This window comes from Blastomonas sp. CCH9-A1 (assembly GCF_001557175.1).
In the GTDB taxonomy this organism is placed as follows: domain Bacteria; phylum Pseudomonadota; class Alphaproteobacteria; order Sphingomonadales; family Sphingomonadaceae; genus Blastomonas; species Blastomonas delafieldii_A.
The window spans coordinates 127,409-145,441 of sequence record NZ_LSHM01000003.1 but is presented as its reverse complement, the minus strand read 5'-3'; the positions used below and the strand labels follow the sequence as shown (position 1 = coordinate 145,441).

The 18,033-nt window shown below is 65.8% G+C and carries 5 protein-coding genes; 1 reads left to right on the top strand and 4 read right to left on the bottom strand.

The window, feature by feature from the left end:
- From AX725_RS20810 to AX725_RS01470, 3 genes are all read right to left on the bottom strand, one after another.
- Positions 1-12,340, bottom strand: a 12,340-nt coding sequence (locus AX725_RS20810) for an MBG domain-containing protein (protein ID WP_167348193.1), incomplete at its 3' end; no start/stop codon positions are given.
- 35 nt (positions 12,341-12,375) lie between these two features.
- Complete coding sequence (locus AX725_RS01475; RefSeq protein ID WP_202185037.1) at positions 12,376-14,100, bottom strand: ShlB/FhaC/HecB family hemolysin secretion/activation protein; 1,725 nt, start codon at positions 14,098-14,100, stop codon at positions 12,376-12,378.
- Between the two features lie 350 nt (positions 14,101-14,450).
- Positions 14,451-15,158 carry a class I SAM-dependent methyltransferase gene (locus tag AX725_RS01470; protein ID WP_060979461.1) on the bottom strand — a complete coding sequence of 236 codons (708 nt, stop codon included), beginning with the start codon at positions 15,156-15,158 and terminating at the stop codon, positions 14,451-14,453.
- Positions 15,159-15,325: 167 nt separating this feature from the next.
- On the opposite strand from AX725_RS01470, the gene AX725_RS01465 reads away from it, so the two are divergent.
- Positions 15,326-16,120: an enoyl-CoA hydratase/isomerase family protein gene (locus tag AX725_RS01465; RefSeq protein ID WP_060979460.1), complete on the top strand. Its 795-nt coding sequence runs from the start codon at positions 15,326-15,328 to the stop codon at positions 16,118-16,120.
- A 168-nt stretch (positions 16,121-16,288) separates the two neighbouring features.
- On the opposite strand, the gene AX725_RS01460 is transcribed toward AX725_RS01465, so the two are convergent.
- Complete coding sequence (locus AX725_RS01460) at positions 16,289-17,965, bottom strand: FAD-dependent oxidoreductase (RefSeq protein WP_066043791.1); 1,677 nt, start codon at positions 17,963-17,965, stop codon at positions 16,289-16,291.
- Between the last annotated feature and the right edge of the window lie 68 nt (positions 17,966-18,033).

The window sequence follows — 18,033 nt, the reverse complement described above, 5'->3', positions numbered from 1 at the left end:
CATAGTTGGTCGCCGTCGCCCCCGATCCGGTGATGGCATAGGTGCCGACGTTGCTTGCTGCGGTGGCGACCGTGCCATAGGTCAGGCCGGAGATCACACTCTCGGTATCGCCATTGCGGAAGCCGGTGATGCTGCCGGTGAAGGCCGGGTTTGCAAGTCCATATTCGCGCGTGGCGCTATCCGCCGTGACCGTGAGCAGCGCCTTGGTGATCGTCAGCGTTCCGGGAACGTAATCAAAGTCGTAATTGTCGGCAAAAGCCTCGAATGGTGTGATCGTATAGCTGCCGACATCCGAGAAAATATCGGCAATCGTGGAGAATTGCAGGCCGCTGACCACCGACTCGTCGTCGCCATTGACGAAGCCGGAGAAAGTCGCGGTGAAGATCGGATTGTCGAGGCCATATTCGCGGCTGGCATTGTTGGCGGTCACCGTGAGCAGCGCCTTGAGCGTGTTCAGCGTGCCATTGACGAAGTCAAAGCCGTAGCCGACCTCGGAAGCGAGCGTATTCGGATCGAACCGGATTGCGTCGAACCCTGCCCCGCCGGAACCTTCGTCGAACAGACGGGGCGCGCCGGAATAGGCATAGGCTTCGGCATCGCCATTGACCAGGCCGCTGACCTGGAAGGTATAAGTGGGCGCCGCCTGGCCATAGGTTCGGGTCTGATTGTCCGCCGTGAAGGTCAGGATCGGCTGGCGCGCAAAGATGAACAGGTTGCCGGCCTGCGTGACCGAATCGGCAAAGCTGCGATTGTACAGATTGTTCCCGATGAGGCCGCCGCGCGTGATCGCTTCATAGTCGTCGGAATAGACGCGGAAGCGGCCGCCGCCGGTCAGGCTGAACGCCCCCGGGCCGGCATTGTTCGTGAACAGCTTGCTGACAACGGTTATGGCGTCGCCCGCACCGCTCGCGGTGAGCACCGCGCCTGGCGATATCACGACCTCGTCGGCAAAACCGCCTAGGCCTTCCGGGGCGATCACGTTGATGATGCCGGCGGTGATGTTGCCAAGCGTGATCGGCCCGCGATCGAAATTCGTCTGCCCGGCCCCGTCGAACAGCCGGATATCGACCTGGCCGGTGCCCGCATCGACAAACCCGTCGGAGCCGAAGCTGATCTCGGCTGGCCCGGGATCGCGGAAGCTGTCGATGACGCCGGCGCCCGTTCCGACATTGGCGAGCAGAGAAAGCGCTCCATTATCGGTGACAATGCCGGCGTTGATCAGGATCGAGCGGCCTGCCTGGAAGGTCAGCGCGCCGCCATCGCCCGAGGGATTGTCGACCAGGATCGCCGCTGTGACGGTGATGTCGTTGTTCGCCTGAAGCGTGACGCCGGTGCCACCCGAAAGGATCGCGGCAAGCGCGCTGGCGCTGATCGTGACATCCGCTCCCGGATTGTCGCCGAAGCCGAGACCGGGGATCCCGCCCGAGCCCAGCGCGAAGAAATAGACCGCTCCGGCATTGCCCACACGGTTTTCGGGACCGTCGTCTCCGGGCGTGCCCACCACCAGCCGGCCGCCATCGAGAGCCAATGCGCTGCCGAATTGGTCGGCAACCCCGGTGGGGCCGAAGTTGATATCGGAAGGGCCGTTATAGCCGCGGCCGATGCGCGAGGTGAGCGAGGGGTCGTTGCCAAAGGTCGCGCCGGGCACGGCGAAGAGATAGGCCGCACCGACACCCGCCTGCTCGTTGCCGGCGCCGCGATCGCCCGGCGCGCCGACCGCCAGGATCTCGCCGCGCAGCGCCACAGCCGACCCGAAAAGATCGCCATTGTCCAGCATGGGCACCCCATTGGCCCCGGCATAGTCCACGCCCAGCGTGCGGGCGAGCGTCGGTGTCGCAAAGGCATTGTCGGCGAAGGTGAACAGATGCACCGCACCCGTGCTGGCGCTGCCGTTAAGGGCACCATCATCGCCGGTCGCGCCCACGGCCAGTCGCAACCCGTCGAGCGAGAGCGATGCGCCGAAGCGGTCCGCGCTGTCCAGTATCGTGAGGTCGAGGTCGTTGCTGCCCGTATAGCCGCGGCCGATGGTTCCTGCCAGCGACGCGCCGAACAGCGCCGGATCGGTAAAGGTGATCAAATAAACCGCACCGCTATCGGCCACCGAATTGCCAGCGCCATCATCGCCCGGCGCCCCCACGGCCAGCTGGGTGCCCGACAGCGACACTGCACTGCCGAACCTGTCGTCAGCATCGAGGCTGACGCCCAGATTGTTTCCGCCGGCATAGCCCAGGCCGATCTGGCCGAGCAGGCTGCCGCTGTTGAAGTCGGTGTCGGTAAAGATGAACAGGTAGACGGCGCCGGCATTCGCGACACCGCGCGCCACGCCGCGATCGCCTGGCGCGCCGACCGCAAGCCGGGTTCCATCGAGCGATACCGCGCTGCCAAAGCCCGAGCCTGCGGTCATTTCGCTGACCGCGATATTCTTGCCCCCGCTATAGCCGCGCCCGACGATGCCCTGCAAAACCGGTGCCGCAAAATCGGCATTGGCAAAGGAGAAGAGATAGACCGCACCGGCATCGGGAACGTTGATGCTGTCGCCATCATCGCCAGGCGCACCGACCGCCAGCCGGTTGCCGTCGAGCGATACCGCGGCGCCGAAACCGTCCCCGAGCTCCAGCCCCGCGACCGCCGTGCCCAGGCCGCGCGTATAGCCGGAGCCGATCGTGCCGACCAGTTCCGCGCCGCCGAAATCGAGATCGGTGAAAGTGAAGAGATAGACCGCGCCGGAATCAGCGGCGCTGCCGGGATTGCCGAAGCCGTCGTCGCCGGGCGCGCCCACCACCAGTCGGCCGCTGTCGAGCGATACTGCCGAGCCGAAGAAATCGAACTCATCGAGCGCAACGTCGAAATCGAGATTGGTGCCGAAATTCGCCAGCCCCGTGCCCAGGATTTCGGAAACCGTACCGCCGCCGAAACTGCTGTCGGAAAAGCTCAGCAGATAGACCGCACCCGAATTGAGGGGGCTGGCGGCAGAACTGCTGAGCCGTGGCGCGCCAATGGCCAGTCGGTCGCCGTCCAGCGAGACCGAGAAGCCCAGAAGGCTTTCGGAACCCATACCGAACGGCGTCAGGGCCGTGTTGACATCCCCGGGTCCATCATAGCCGGCGCCGACGATGCCGCGCTGAATCCCGCCGGAAAAGGCAAGATCGGCGAACGTGAACAGATAGACCGCACCCGAGCTGGTCAGGCTGTTGTCGCCGCCATCATCCCCGCGCGCACCGACCGCCAAGCGGGTCCCGTCGAGCGCGACCGACCAGCCGAACCGGTCGAAATCTTCGAGCGCGACGTCCAGATCGTTGCCCCCAGCGTCGAAGCCGAGCCCGACAATGGCTTGCAGCGTGCCGCCCTGGAACAGCGAATCGGCAAAGGTGAACAGATAGACCGCGCCGGTCTCGCGTTCGAGAAAGGGGGGATTGCCTGCGGCGTCGTCGCCATCGGCTCCCACCGCCAATCGGTTGCCGTCGAGCGAAACCGACGTGCCGAAGCGGTCATTGGCCTGCAGATCGGCCACGGCGACGTTCTTGCCGCCGGAATAGCCCAGGCCGACAATGGCTTCGAGCGCTCCACCGGCAAACTGGGAATTGGAAAAGCTGAACAGATAGACGGCGCCGGCAGAACCGACGGTGTTCCCGGCGCCTGCATCATTGATTGCGCCGACGGCGAGACGGTTGCCGTCGAGAGAAACCGAGGTTCCGAAACCGTCTGCGCTCTCGATCTGCGTGACGAACAGATTCTTCCCGCCGACATATCCGTGGCCGATCACCGATTGCAGGGTCGCCCCCCCGAACAGGAAATCGGTGAACGTGAAAAGATAGACCGCACCCGAATTGCTCAGATCATCGATCGATCCGTCATCGCCTGCCGCTCCGATCGCCAGCCGAACCCCGTCCAGCGCCACGCTTGCGCCAAAGCCGTCACCTGCCCCCAGCTGGGCGAACGACGGCGCGGCGGGACCCGTCAGATCCAGCCCCACCGCAGCGCGATAATCGGCGCCGATCGTGCCGGTCAGGCGGCCGGTGGTGAACAGGGAATCGCTGAACTGGAAGAACTGGACTGCGCCGCTGTTCGGCTGGCTGTTGCCGGGGCCATCGTCCCCCGGCGAACCGACCGCGAGGCTGTTGCCGAAAAGCGAGACGGCGGCGCCGAAACTGTCGTCCTGTTCCACGGGCACCGAGATCAGCTGCGCCCCGTTGTTCGTGCCGACATAACCATTGCCGATGATCGACCGCTGGACAGGGCTGACCAGCTGCGCGTTGCCAAAGCCGTAAAGATAGACAGCCCCGGCGCCGAACTGGAAGATATTGCCCGCGCCCTGATCGCCCGGTGCACCGATTGCCAGCCGCCCGGCATTCAGCGACACAGCACTGCCGAACAGGTCGCCATTGTCGAGCGATCCGGGATCGCCGTCATTCGCCCCGGTATAGCCGCGACCGATGACTCCGGCCTGCGCGACGCCGCTGGCCTGGCTGTCGGTAAAGGTGAAGGTGTAGACCGCACCGATGGCGCTCAGGCTGCCGCCGATATTGCCCGCGCCCGCATCGCGCGGTGCGCCGACGGCGAGCTGCCGCGCCACGGTATCCACCGACAGCGCAGCCCCGAAATTGTCGCCGGGATCGAGCGCGCCGAGGTTCAGGCTGTTGAGCCCGGCATAGCCCGAGCCGATGGTGCCGATGACGCCGCCTGCACCGACGAACGGGCTGTGCAGCAGCAGATAGACCGCGCCCGAATCCCCCACGGCGTTGCCCAGGCCATCGTCGAACGGTGCCCCGACCAGCAGGTTGGCGAGCGATATGGCGACGGCAGAGCCGAACCTGTCCCCGGCCTCGAGCGCGATATCGAGATCGTTGACGCCGCCATATCCGTTGCCGACTGTGCTGAACGACGAGAGGTTTTCGAAGGCCCCGGACTGGAAGGCGAAGGTATAGACGGCACCGCCATCGGCGACGTCGTCCTGCCCGCCATCGTCGCCCGGCGCCCCCACGGCAAGGAACGAGCCGAACAGCGAGACCGACGCGCCGAAATTGTCGCCTGCCTGCAGACCTGCCACCGACAGGTTCTTGCCGCCGGTATAGCCCGACCCGATCACCCCTTCGAGCACCGGTGCCGTCAGGTTCAGGCCCGGCGCGTTCGAGAAGCTGATCAGATAGACCGCACCCGCGCCGGCGGTGAGGCCGGACGCGCCATTGTCGAAGGGCGAACCGATGGCGAGCAGCTGGCCGTCCAGCGAGACGGCGTGGCCGATATTCTCGGACTGGCTGCGGTTGATGCCCTGTGCGGTAAGCGAAAGGGTCTGGCCGGAGGCATAGGCCCCGCCCATGACACCCGACAGTTCAAGATTGTCGAAAGCCGGGCCGGCAAAGCTGAACAGATAGGCAGCCCCGGTCGACGGACCGATGCCGTTGCCGCTGTCGCCCGCCGCTCCGACGATCAGCCGGGTGGTATCGAGCGCGATCGCCGAACCGAAGCGGGTGCCGTCATACAGGCCGACGACCGGCAGGGCGGTGGATCCGATATAGCCCGAGCCGATCACGGCCTCCAGCGTGGGGCTTTCCAGCGTGGCACCGGCAAAGGCAAACAGGAAGGCCGCACCGCGATCGAGGCCGCCGCCGGAAAAACCGCTGTCGCCCGGCGCGCCCACGGCCAGCCGGTTGTTCAGCAGGGAAACCGAGGCGCCAAAGCCGTTGGCGCCGTCAAGCTCGCCCACCGAAAAGTCGCTCGGCACGCCGGTATAGCCGCTGCCGAGCGTGCCGAGCAGCGTCGGTGATCCGAAATTGGTGTCGGCAAAGTTCAGCAGATAGACCGCGCCTGCATCGCCGAGCGCGTTGCTGAACCCGTCATCGCCCACAGCCCCGACGGCCAGGTTGAGACCGTCGAGCGACACCGAGCTGCCAAAGCGGTCGCCCGCCTCCAGATTGCCGATCGCCAGCAGGTCGGTGCCCGAATAGTCCGCGCCATAGACGCCGATCAGGCTGCCCGATTCGAAATAGTTGAACACCGGAACCGAGCCGCTGAAATCGATGGTGTTCGAGAATTTGAGCGCATAGACCGCGCCCGAATCGACAAAATTGTTCGACCCGCCATCATCGCCGGGAGCCCCGACAACGAGCTGATCGAAGCGCAGCGACACCGCGCTGCCGAACGCGTCGCCCGCCCCCAGGTTGAGCAGTCCGACATTCTTTCCGCCGCCATAATCGCGGCCGATCGTCGCCTCCAGCACCGGATTGTTCAGGCCGGAATCGAACCGGAAGAGATAGACCGCCCCCGCATCGGTCGACAGGTCGTCGGCGCCATCGTCTCCCGGTGCTCCGACCGCCAGCAGATCGGGATTGAACCCGCCGAGCGAGACGCTGCTGCCGAACCGATCGCCGTCCTGCAAGGCTGCGACGTCGAAATTGCCGCCGCCGGTATAGCCTTTGCCCAATATGCCCTTGAGCGTGGGCGTGGCAAAATCGGCACCGGCGAAGGTGAACAGATAGACCGCGCCGATATCGCTCCCCGTGCCCCCGGCCGAGCGGTCGCCGGGCGCGCCGATCGCAAGCAGATCGCCCGTCAGCGAGACCGCGCTGCCGAAGCGGTCGTTGGTGGACAGCTGTGGCACTGCAATGTTCTTGAGGCTGCCATAACCGCGACCAAAGGTCCCTTCGAACGAAAGACCGGCAAAATTGCTGCCGGTGAACGCGAACAGATAGACCGCGCCGAACCCGAAATCGCTGTTGTCCGCGCCCATGTCGCCCGACGCGCCGACGACAAGCCGGTTCTGGTTGAGCGAGAGCGAATTGCCGAAACCGTCGCCAACTGCCAGCTGGCCCAGCGGCAGATCCAGATCGCCGCCATAGCCCCTGCCGATGGCGCCCGTCTGGGTATAGGTGCCGTTCGACAGCGAAAACAGATAGGCCTTGCCCGAACTCGGGACCGAATCGTTGGCTCCGCCATCGCCCGGCGCGCCGACGACCAGCAATCCTGCCGAGGCGGATACCGCCGTTCCGAACTGGTCGGAGCTGCCAAGAAACGAAACATCGGTATCACCGGGTTCGGCGAACCCCGATCCGATGATGCGGACCAGCTGGGGCAAATCGAAGGCCGAATTGGTGAAGGTGATGCCGTAGACCGCACCGGCATTCACCAGATTGTCGGCGGCCCCCCGATCCCCCGGCGCACCCACGAACAGGTTCAGGCCATCGAACGCCACGCTGGTGCCAAAGGCGTCGCCCGCCTGGAGCTGCGTGTCGGGCCGGTTGATGTCCAGGTCCTTGGCGCCAGCCGAATAGCCGAATCCGATCGTGCCTTCCAAGACGCCACTGGTGAACTGGGCGTCGGCGAAGGTGAACAGATAGACCGCGCCCGAGCCCGCAGCGGTATCATTCAGCGCGTCATCGCCCGGCGCCCCCACCGCAAGCCGCGTTCCGCTGAGCGCTACCGACCGGCCAAAGCCGTCGTCCGTTGCGAGTTGCGACAGATCGATGTCCCGGGTGCCGGTATAGCCCAGACCGATGGTCGCCTGCAGCGAGCCTCCGGAGAAAAGCGGGTCGGTGAAATTGAAGAGATAGACGGCGCCTGCGGAACTTGTCGAGCCCAGCGCGCCCGCATTGCCGGGCGCGCCGACCGCCAGTTGCAGCCCATCGAGCGAAACCGATGCGCCGAACTGTTCCAGGCCGTTGATCGGCACCGACAGATTCTTGCCGCCGCTATAGCCCTGCCCGATAATCGCTTCGAGCACAGGCGCGCCGAACGCCTGATCGGCAAAGCTGAACAGATAGACCGCACCGGAGAAGATCAGGCTGTCAAACGCACCACCATCGCCAGGCGCCCCGACCGCAAGCCGGTTGCCGTCGAGTGACACGGCGAAACCGAATTCGTCCCCCGGCCTGAGCCCGGGAACAGACAGGGTGCTGAGCCCGGCATAGCCCGCCCCCAGCTTGTCGATCAGCCGGATATTGCCGAAACCGGTGTCGGCAAAGGTGAACAGATAGGCGGCACCCGATCCCGGTGCGCTGTTGTTCCTGCCCGCATTGTTCGATGCGCCGACCACCAGCCGGTCGCCGTCGAACGCGACCGCCGCGCCGAACTGCTCGCCCTTGGCCAGCTTGAGGTCGAAATCGCGCGGTGCGGCAAGATAGTCGGCACCGATGATCCCGGCCTGATTGATATCGGTAAAGCCGGACGAGGCCGTGAACAGATAGACCGCCCCGGCATCGTTCTGCGTGCCGTTGCGACCGTCATTGCCCACCGCGCCGACCACGAGCTGCAGACCGCGGAGCGCGACCGACTGACCGAAGAAATCCCCCGGAGCGCCATTGATGTCGAAATCGTTCAGGCCGGAATAGAATGTCCCCAGCCGCGCTTCCAGCGCGCCGCCGCTGAAATCGCCGGCCGCAAAGCTGTAGACATAGACCGCGCCCGAATCGAAGATGGGGGTGCCTCCCCCGTCGTCGTTCGGCGCGCCGATGGCCAGGCGCAGGCCATCGAGCGAGAGCGATGTGCCGAACCGGTCTCCGGCTTCGAGATCGAGCACGCTGATATCGTTGGGGCCGGCCGATCCGTAGGACTTGCCCAGCGTGGCCAGCCGCTGCGGGGTGGCGAGGAAGCTTGCATCGCCCAGATCGAAGATATGGACCGCACCGGCCTCGATGTCCGATGCGCCAAAGCCGTTGTCGCCCGGCGCACCCACCGCAAGGATATTGCCCGACAGTGCGACTGCATTGCCGAACAGGGCCCCTTCACCATTGATCGGCCCGCCGGTAAAGCTTTCGAAGTTGAGCACGCGCCGCAGGACGCCATCCGAGAACGAGGCATCGGCAAAGGTGAAGAGATAGACCGCGCCAGCATTGCCCGTGCTGTTCGCGGTGCCGTCGTCGCCGATCGCCCCGACCGCCAGCCGCAATCCGTCGAGCGCGACAGACGAGCCGAAAAGATCGTCCGCATCCAGCTGCCCGACCGCGATGTTCCTGCCGCCGCTATAGCCCGATCCGATGATAGACTGCAGCACCGGCGCACCGAATTGCGCATCGCCGAAGGTGAAGAGATAGACGGCACCGGAATCGAGCCTGGTGTTGGTCGCGCCATCGTCGAACCGCGCACCGACCGCCAGCCGGTTGCCGTCCAGCGAGACCGCCGTGGCGAAATTGTCCTGCTCTTCCAGGCCGGTGTCCAGCAACGACAGACCGAAAAGCGATGTATAGCCTGCCCCCAGAATGCCGACCTGCTCTGCGTCGGAGAACAGATCGTCGCCAAAGGTGAACAGATAGACCGCGCCAGAATCGGTCAGCAGGTTGGCGCGCCCGTCGTCATTCGACATGGCGATGGCGAGACGGCGTCCGTTCAGCGCGATATCGCTGATGGTATCACCGGGCTCCATCCCCAGGATCGACCGGTTCTGTCCCCCCAGGCTGTCATAATTGATGCCGATCCTGGCTTCGAGGACCGGTGTAGAGAAAAGCTGGTCTGCAAAGCTGAACAGATAGACCGCACCGGAATCGGCTACGGTGTCGCCGACACCGTCGTCCAGCCTTGCGAGAATGGCCAGCCGATTGCCGTCGAGCGACACCGCCTCGCCGAAATGATCGCGCCCGATACCATCGAGATTGGGAAGGTTGAAATCCTTGGGGCCGGTATAGCCCCCACCGATCCTGCCTTCCAGCACGGCACCGCCGAAACTCGCATCGGCGAAGCTGAACAGATAGACCGCGCCGCCGACAAGGCTGTTCCCCTGGCCGTCATCGCCATAGGCCCCGACGGCAAGCCGGTTGCCATCGAGCGATACGCCGCCGCCGAAAAGGTCTTCGGCATCCAGCGTGATCGATACGTCATTGGGCAGGCTGGCATAGCCCTGGCCGATAACCCCGGCGAGACTGGGGGTGGAAAAGACCTCGTCGGCGAAGGTGAACAGATACACCGCGCCGCCATCCAGCACGGCATTGCCCACGCCGTCGTCGAACATCGCCCCGACCGCCAGCCGGCTGCCGTCGAGCGATATCTTCTGCCCGAAAAGGTCTCCGGCCTCCAGATTGGCGACCGAGAAATTGGAACCGCCGCTATAGCCAGCGCCCAGCACGCTGCGCAGCTGCCCGCCGGTAAAGGCCGCATCGGCAAAGGTGAACAGATAGACCGCGCCCGCATCGCCGCTGCCATTGGCAACGCCGTCGTCCCCGCGTGCCGAAACCGCCAGCCGGTTCCCATCGAGCGATACCGAATGACCGAAAATGTCATCCGCCTCCAGCGTGGCGACCGAGAGATTCTTGCCGCCGCTATAGCCCGATCCGATGACCGCACTGAGCACCGGCGCGGCGAATTTGGCATCGGCGAAGCTGAACAGATAGACCGCGCCAGCATTGGCAACGGCATTGCCGGCCCCATCGTCGCCGCGCACGCCAAGCGCCAGGCGGTTGCCATCGAGCGAAACCGACAGGTCGGCACCATCCCCCGCCTCCAGCCCCGGCGGCGGCACGACCGGCCCCGGAAAACTGCTGGCAAAGGCCTGCAGCACCAGCCCGTACTGGCTGGGCGCATTGCTGGCGTCGGCGATGATGATGTTCTTGGGGTCAAGCAGCAGCGTGCCGCCGCGCTGGCCGTCGCGCGCGGTTTCCACCGTGCCGCGATAGACCAGCGTTTCCTTGCCCGAAATCTCGATCTGCCCGCCAATGCCGCCGACCAGACCGCCGCGCGCGATGGCATTGCCAAGGAACGTCGTCTTCTCGTCGGACCAGATGACGATCTCGCCCGCATTGCCGCGCATGCCGATGGCGGAAACGTCGATCGTCACCGCATCGGTCGCCACCAGCCTGAGCGCATTGGGCAGTTCGTCGGCGGCCAGATCCTTGCCGCCCTGGAACTCTCCGCCCAGCCGCACCCGGCCGCCGCGGATACCGCCCTGGGCATAGAATTGCGCCGAGAACAGGTCGAGCCTGGGCGCGCTGACATCGATAGCGCCGCCAAAGCCATGGCTGCCCGAGGCGCGGAACTTGCCCGAAGAGATGATCTGACTGTCCGAGACATAGCGGATCGTGCCGCCGTGCAGCCCGCTCGCGTCGATGAACGCATCGCCGGTATCGATCGCACGGCGCGTGGCCCTGATGTCGACATTGCCGCCCTTGCCGAGCGCGGCGTTGACCGTGATCCGTCCGGCGAGCGAGAAGCCGCCGGCATCGAGCTGGATCTTGCCGCCCGCATCGGCTCCGCTTGCCGAAAGAATCGAGCCGAAGGACAGGAAATCGCTGCCGGTAATATGCGCGGAGCCGCCCGTCTTGCTGCCGTCGAGGTTGATCGTGCCGTCGAGCAGCGTGCGCGCCGCGCTGATCGTCAGCGTGCCGCCAGTGCCGCTGGCCGCCATCGCGTGACCCGGTGCGCTGGTATCGCCGTTCAGCGATCCGACCCAGCCGATATTGCTCTGGTTGTCCTGGCTCTTGCTGCCCTTGCCCTTGCTGCTGCCTGTCGCGACAGCATTGGTCGCCGACGAAAGGTCCATCGCGACATTCTTGCCGACCTGCACCTCGCCCGGCGCGGTAATCGCGACCTTGGCCGCGACCAGCGAGACCTTGCCGTCCGCGCCGACCTGCATGTTCGCGGCCTGGGGCGTGCCGACGCGCACCGACTGGTTGACCAGATCGCGCGCCGCCGATGCCGTGATCAGCACCGATCCGCCGCGCGCATCGACCACGCCGTCGATCCCGACCAGCGCGCCCTTGTCATCGAGCCTGGTCACCGCATCGCCGACCTGGAAGCGGATCAGATTGTCGCCATGCAGGTCGAGCGTGAAAGCCTGCGCGCCGCCAAAGGCGATGCGGCCCATATGCGCGGTGATGATGCCGTCATTGGCCACCTGCGGCGCGACGAATGCGGCGATGCCCGCATCGCGCACGGTGATGCTGCCATGGTTGAGGATCTTCGCACCGCTACGGCCCGGCGTGCCGAAGCGCAGTGCCCCGCCCGCCATGAACGCCTCGTTGCCGATATCGGCGCTGGTCGCGACAAGCCCTGCGACATCGACCCTGGCATCCTTGCCGAAGACGATGCCGTTGCCGTTGATGAGATACACCTGCCCATTGGCGGTGAGCTCGCCCAGGATCTGGCTGATCTCGGGCCCGGTGACGCGGTTGAGCGCGACCGAGCGCGCGTTGGGCTGGCGGAAATCGACGCCCTGGCCGAGGCCGATCGAGAAATTGTCCCAGTTGATGACCACCCGGTCGCTCGACTGGTCGATCCGCACCCGGTCGGTGCCCTGGCCATTGATTGTCGCCTGGCCGGCCACCACCTGGCCGCCGCTGGGATTGGCATAGGCGGCCTGCGCCGAGGCAATCGCAAGCCCCGCCGCGCCGGTCCGCAATGCGACGCGCCAACCCGGCATCGTCCGTGCCCCCTGGCCCCGTTTGCGATACAGGCTCATCGCGTCGCTCCGATCGAGAAGAAGATGCGCGGATCGCTGCTGCCATCGGGAGTGAAGCGCGACTTGCCGGGCCAGGCAGCATAGATTTCACCGAACAGGCCGTAGGGCAGCGCGATGCGCGATCCGCCACCGGCCGACCACAGTTCCGTCACGCGCAGCTCGGCGAAATCGAGCCGCCCGCTCTGACGCAATATGCCCGCATCGACGAACAGGAAGGGCTGGACGGTCACGCCGCCGACGCTCAGCCGATCGTTCACTTCCATCGCGACATTGATGCAATGGTCGCCGCCCGCCGCACCGTAATCATAGGCGCGGCCGAACTGGTCGCCGCCGAAATTGCACTCGCGCGAGGCCGAAGCGCCGCCATTCAGACCGATCTGCGCTTCGGCATTCACCCGCACGCGCGCCGTTCCATAGAGCGGCGCGGTCCACACCAGCGAGCCGTTGAGCGCGGTGAATTCGGGATCGCCCTGCGTCCGGCTGCGCAGCGGATTGAACCGCCCGGTCGCGCCCAGACCGTTGATCCCTTGCGACAATCCCAGCCGGAACAGCCCGACGCTGCCATCGGCGGCGGCCCAGTCATCGCTGCCGTAAAGCTCGTAGAAGCGGCTGCGATCGTCGATCAGCGTGACGCCGAAAATGCCGCTGTCCGAATTGATCGCGGTGCCTTCCAGCCCGACGATCAGGCTGGAATTGCGCGTTCGGCGAAGCGGATAGCTGAGCCCTGCGCGGATCACCTCTTCCTCGCCGCGGAATTGCAGGATCGACAGGAAACCGCGGACTGCGCGCGACCGGGCGCGCGAATAGCTGACCGTGCCCGTCAGCCCGTCATCGGTAATCGGCGCGCTGTATTGGACGAAGCCCGAAACGAAGCCGTCGGTCGGCAGCGTCGCGCGGACATCGGCCACCAGTTGATCGCCCGGCACCAGCACCGAATTGGCGGTCGCCCCGGCGCGATAGCGGCGCTCGCCCAGATTGTCGCGAATGCGATTGTCGAACTGTGCTTCGACCTCGAGCGGATCGAGATTGACCACGACCAGCAGATTGGCCGCACCCGGCGTCGCCTCCGAAGGGCGCACGACGACCGACACGTCGATGCCGCCCAGATCGCCCGTGGTCAGGATCGCGCGTTCCAGCTCGTCGACCATCACCGGCCCGCGCTTGATCAGCGGGGTGAAGCGGCGACGCACCATCTCGGTCAGCCGGGTCTTGCCGACCAGTCCGGCGCTCGACTTGAGCTGGATTTCGAGCGCATCGACGCTGCCCTCGACCACCTGCAGCACGACAACCCCGTCCTTCACCTCCTGTTCGGGCACGATGGCGAAGGACAATGCAAAACCGGCGTCGGCATAGACGCGGGTGAGCAGGTCGGCGGCGCGATAGATGTCGGCGAGCGTCAGATCCTGGCCCAGGAACGGCTTGAGCGGCGCCTGCAGCCGATCCTCGTCAAGATAGTTGAAGCCGGTGATGCGGAATTTCGTGACGCGCACCTTTTGGGTATCGTCGACGCTGTTCGGGTCGGTGCGCGGGCGATCGATGGTGAAGGGGGTGCGTGGGGTCGAAAGCGGCACCTCGGCGGCGCGGTTCTCGCGCTCGAACGTTCCGGCGGGAGGGCGCACGGCGCCAGGCAGCGCCTGCGCTGCCAGCGGCGCGGGAAGCAGCAAGGCTGCCCCGAAAGCTGAAAGGCACGCACGGGCCATCACGGCCTGCCGACCGCGCATTCTGCCCCAAGTCCGCCACATCGCCATGCGGTTCAAATGTTCCACTACCCCGAAGGGATTGAGAGGGTGCGACCCCGCCTCGGAACGTCGGGAATCCGTGCGGGAACGACCGGTTAGCAGCACCCCGATCCGGCAATGTGCACCGGATCACAGACGGCTGAAACCGGACGATCGTCCAGCGCGAAATCCCGCAAGGATAAACCGCTTCATTATGAAATCAGCAAACCTCGCCCCTGGTTCGATGTTAAGCATTGGCACAGACAAAAGGCAAGTGGATGACGACTTAAGATCATGATTTCGAAGATGAGATGCCGATTAACCACGGTATCCGGGCGCCATCTGCCGCAGCGTCAGAGCGCCTGGGCAGCCGGATTGCGCAGCACCAGATTGTCCACGCTTTGCCCCTCGGCCCAATGGCCCGACCGGCGGAACTGCCCGATGCAATGGGGCTCCAGATAGATGACCGATACCGGCTGGGTCAGCGCGGTGAGCCTGTCGACCACCGGCGCCATCACGCTATCGTCGAAAGGATCGTAGAAGAAGCAGACCAGATCGAGATCGGCAGGCGGCTGGTAGCGCGCCGCATCCATGCACAGGAACTGCGTCGGCGCGGAGAGCGCGCCCTTGCCCGCCATGATGTCGCGGTTGCTGAGCGCGATATCGACCAGCTCGGGCGCGAATTCGACGCCGATCGCGCGGGCGAAGGGGAAGCGCGCCGCCTCGAGCACCGCGCGACCCTTGCCGCAGCCATAATCGATGAACGCGGTGCGCGCGAAATCCACCTTCAGGTCAGCGAACCAGGTCGGCATGTTGGCGCCGTTGCTCGCCTGATAGCGCCGGGCATGCGCCGCAAGCGCCGGATCGACGCTGAGCGTGTGCAGCTCGCGCATCGCGAAGGTATCGGTGCCCCATTGCTCGTCGAACGCCTGGAAGCTGCGGTCCCGCTGCCGCGCCTGGGGGGTCATGGCGCGGGCATGATAGACGATATTGTGCCCGATCAGCCGCACGATCTCACCGGCGGACCGGCCCCTCAGGCGCTGGGTGATCGAGGACAGCATTGCGGCAGGACACCTTTCTGGTTGACGTCGGATTGCCATTTTCGGCAGGCCATGGCGTCTAGCCCGGCGAGCAGAAGCTTGAAACCGGATTAACCATCGCAAGACCGCTGCGGCCCATTACGGGGCATCTGGCGGCAGGAGAGGACGCCATGAGAGGACAAGGGCCGATGAGCAACCCGATTGTGATCACCACCCAGGGCGCGGTCGAGACCGTGACGCTCAACCGTCCGCAAGCGCTCAATGCGATGGACGAGCCGATGATCATGGCGCTGCAGGACTATTTTCGGGGCCTGGTAGAGCGGCACGCAGTCCGTGTCGTCATCCTGCGCGCCGAGGGCCGGGCGTTCTGCGCCGGGCTCGACCTCAAGGGCTGGACGCAGCGCGAGGACGAAGGCGCGGTGCATGGCGGTTGGCGCACCCAGCGCGCGATCGCGACGGTGATGCAGCTGATGCGCGCCTGCCCGCAGCCGATCATCGCCTGTGCGCAAGGCGCGGCGTGCGGCGGCGGCATGTCGCTGCTGCTCGCAAGCGACGTGCGCTATTGCACCCCCGATTTCCGCATGAACGCCGCCTATATCCGCATCGGACTTGGCGGTTGCGACATGGGGTCGAGCTATTTCCTGCCGCGGCTGGTGGGCAGCTCGCTCGCCGCCGAGATGATCCTGTCGGGCCGCTTCGTCGGCGCCGAGCGCGCGCTGGCCGCCGGGTTCGTCAGCGAGATTGCCGCGCCCGAGGACATGCTCGCCAGGGCCGAGGCGCTCGCCGCCGACATGCTGCTGGCGAGCCCGATGGGCCTCAGGCTCAGCAAGGATGCGCTGAACCGCAATATCGACGCGCCGGGCTTCGAAGCCGCGCTCGCGCTCGAGGACCGGCAGCAGATCCTGCTCAGCATGACCGAGGATTATGCCGAGGCGCGCCGTGCGTTCATGGAGAAGCGCGCACCGGAATATAAGGATCGGTGACCATCAAATCCTCCCACAGCTTGCTGGGGGAGGGGGACCGCGCTGCGCAGCAGCGTGGTGGAGGGGCAGCGGGATAGTGAGCCGATGGATCGATATGCCATCTCGCCTCCCCTCCACCACCGACCTCTGGTCGGCGGTCCCCCTCCCCGAGACAAGCTCGGGGAGGAGTTAGTTGTTTCCGCACCCCATTGCGTCGGTCTTCTGCCGCTCGATGAAGCGGTGGACCGCCTGGATCACCACCGATCCCTCGCCGACGCCCGAGGCCACGCGCTTGACCGAGCCCGAGCGGACATCGCCGACTGCGAACAGGCCGGGGCGGCTGGTCTCGAACGGTGAGCAGCCGTCGCCGGTCAGGATGAACCCCGCCTCGTCGAGATTGGCGCAGCCCTGCAGCCAGTCCGAACACGGCTGCGCGCCGATCATCACGAACAGCGCGCCCGCCTCGATCCGCGTCTCCTCGCCGCTGCGCCGGTCGCGCCAGGCGAGCCCTTCCAGATGGGTGTCGCCCGACAGCGCACAGACCTCGCTGAACGGGTGCAGCGTGATCGCATCCGATGCCATGATCCGGTCGATCAGATAGCTCGACATGGTCGCGGCCAGCCCTTCGCTGCGCACGAGGATGTGCACATGCGCGGCAAAGCGCGACATGTAGACCGCCGCCTGCCCCGCAGAGTTGCCGCCGCCGACCACCACGACCGCCCGGTCGGCGCAGAGCTGGGCCTCCATCGCGGTCGCGGCATAATAGACGCCCGCGCCTTCGAATCGGGCATAGTCGGGCAGGTCGAGCTTGCGATAGCGCGCGCCGGTCGCCGCGACCACCGCGCGCGCCTCGGCCACCGTGCCGTCCTCGAGCTGCAGCCGAAAATGACCGCCGCTGCAATCGAGCCCGGTCGCCGCGCGCGAGACCGCGAGCCGCGCGCCGAATTTCTGCGCCTGCACCTGCGCGCGTCCCGCCAGCGCCTGGCCAGAGATGCCGGTGGGAAAGCCCAGATAATTCTCGATCTTGCTGCTCGTCCCCGCCTGACCGCCGGGTGCGGTCGATTCGACGATCAGCGTGTCGAGCCCTTCGGATGCAGCATAGACCGCCGCCGCCAGCCCCGCCGGCCCTGCGCCCACCACGATCAGGTCGTGCAGCCGCTGCTGGTCGATCGCCACCGCGACGCCGAGCGCATCGGCCAGATCGTGCGTGCTGGGGTTGCGCAGGATTTGCTCTTCGGAAATCACCACCGGCAGGTCGGCATCGCTGAGGCCGAAGCCTTCGAGAAACGCCGCCGCATCGGGATCGGCCGTCGAATCGATCGTGCGGTGCGGATAGCCGTTGCGCGTCAGGAACGCGTTGATCCGCACCGTATCGGCGCTGCGCGCCGGGCCGACCAGCGTCACCGCACCCTGCTGATGCTGCATCAGCGCGACGCGGCGCAGGATGAAGGCGCGCATGATGATCTCGCCGATATCGGGTTCGGCGACGATCAGCCGGCGGAAATCGGGGCGCGGAACCCGGATCACCTCGGTCGGCCCCACCGCGCGTCCGCTGACCAGGATCTTGCGGTCGTTGAACAGGTCGAGCTCGCCGGTGAACTGGCGCGCGCAATGGCGGTGGACGATGCCCTCCTCGCCATGATCGCCATGGTCGATGATCTCGATCTCTCCGGTGTGCACGAGGAAGAAATCGACCCCGCGCTCGCCGCGATGGAAGACATGATCGCCGTCGGCCAGCGTCTCGCGATGCCCGAAACGCGCGATTCGGCCAGCCATGTCCTCGCTCAGCACCGGGAATGTCTGTTCCAGCCGGGCATAGGGATCGCTGCTGTCGACCGGCTGCGCGCCGGGTGCCGAATTGCCCATTTCCTGCGTCCTTTCGCCTGACCTTAGTGCGCCGTAGCGTCAGCTCCGGTACCGCATTGCCAAGCCTA

Bases quoted from the DNA above. Each gene is read 5' to 3' on its own strand.
- AX725_RS01465 (WP_060979460.1), top strand. From the start codon at position 15,326: ATGAGCAACCCGATTGTGATCACCACCCAGGGCGCGGTCGAGACCGTG.
- AX725_RS01460 (WP_066043791.1), bottom strand. From the start codon at position 17,965: ATGGGCAATTCGGCACCCGGCGCGCAGCCGGTCGACAGCAGCGATCCC.
- AX725_RS01470 (WP_060979461.1), bottom strand. From the start codon at position 15,158: ATGCTGTCCTCGATCACCCAGCGCCTGAGGGGCCGGTCCGCCGGTGAG.
- AX725_RS01475 (WP_202185037.1), bottom strand. From the start codon at position 14,100: ATGCGCGGTCGGCAGGCCGTGATGGCCCGTGCGTGCCTTTCAGCTTTC.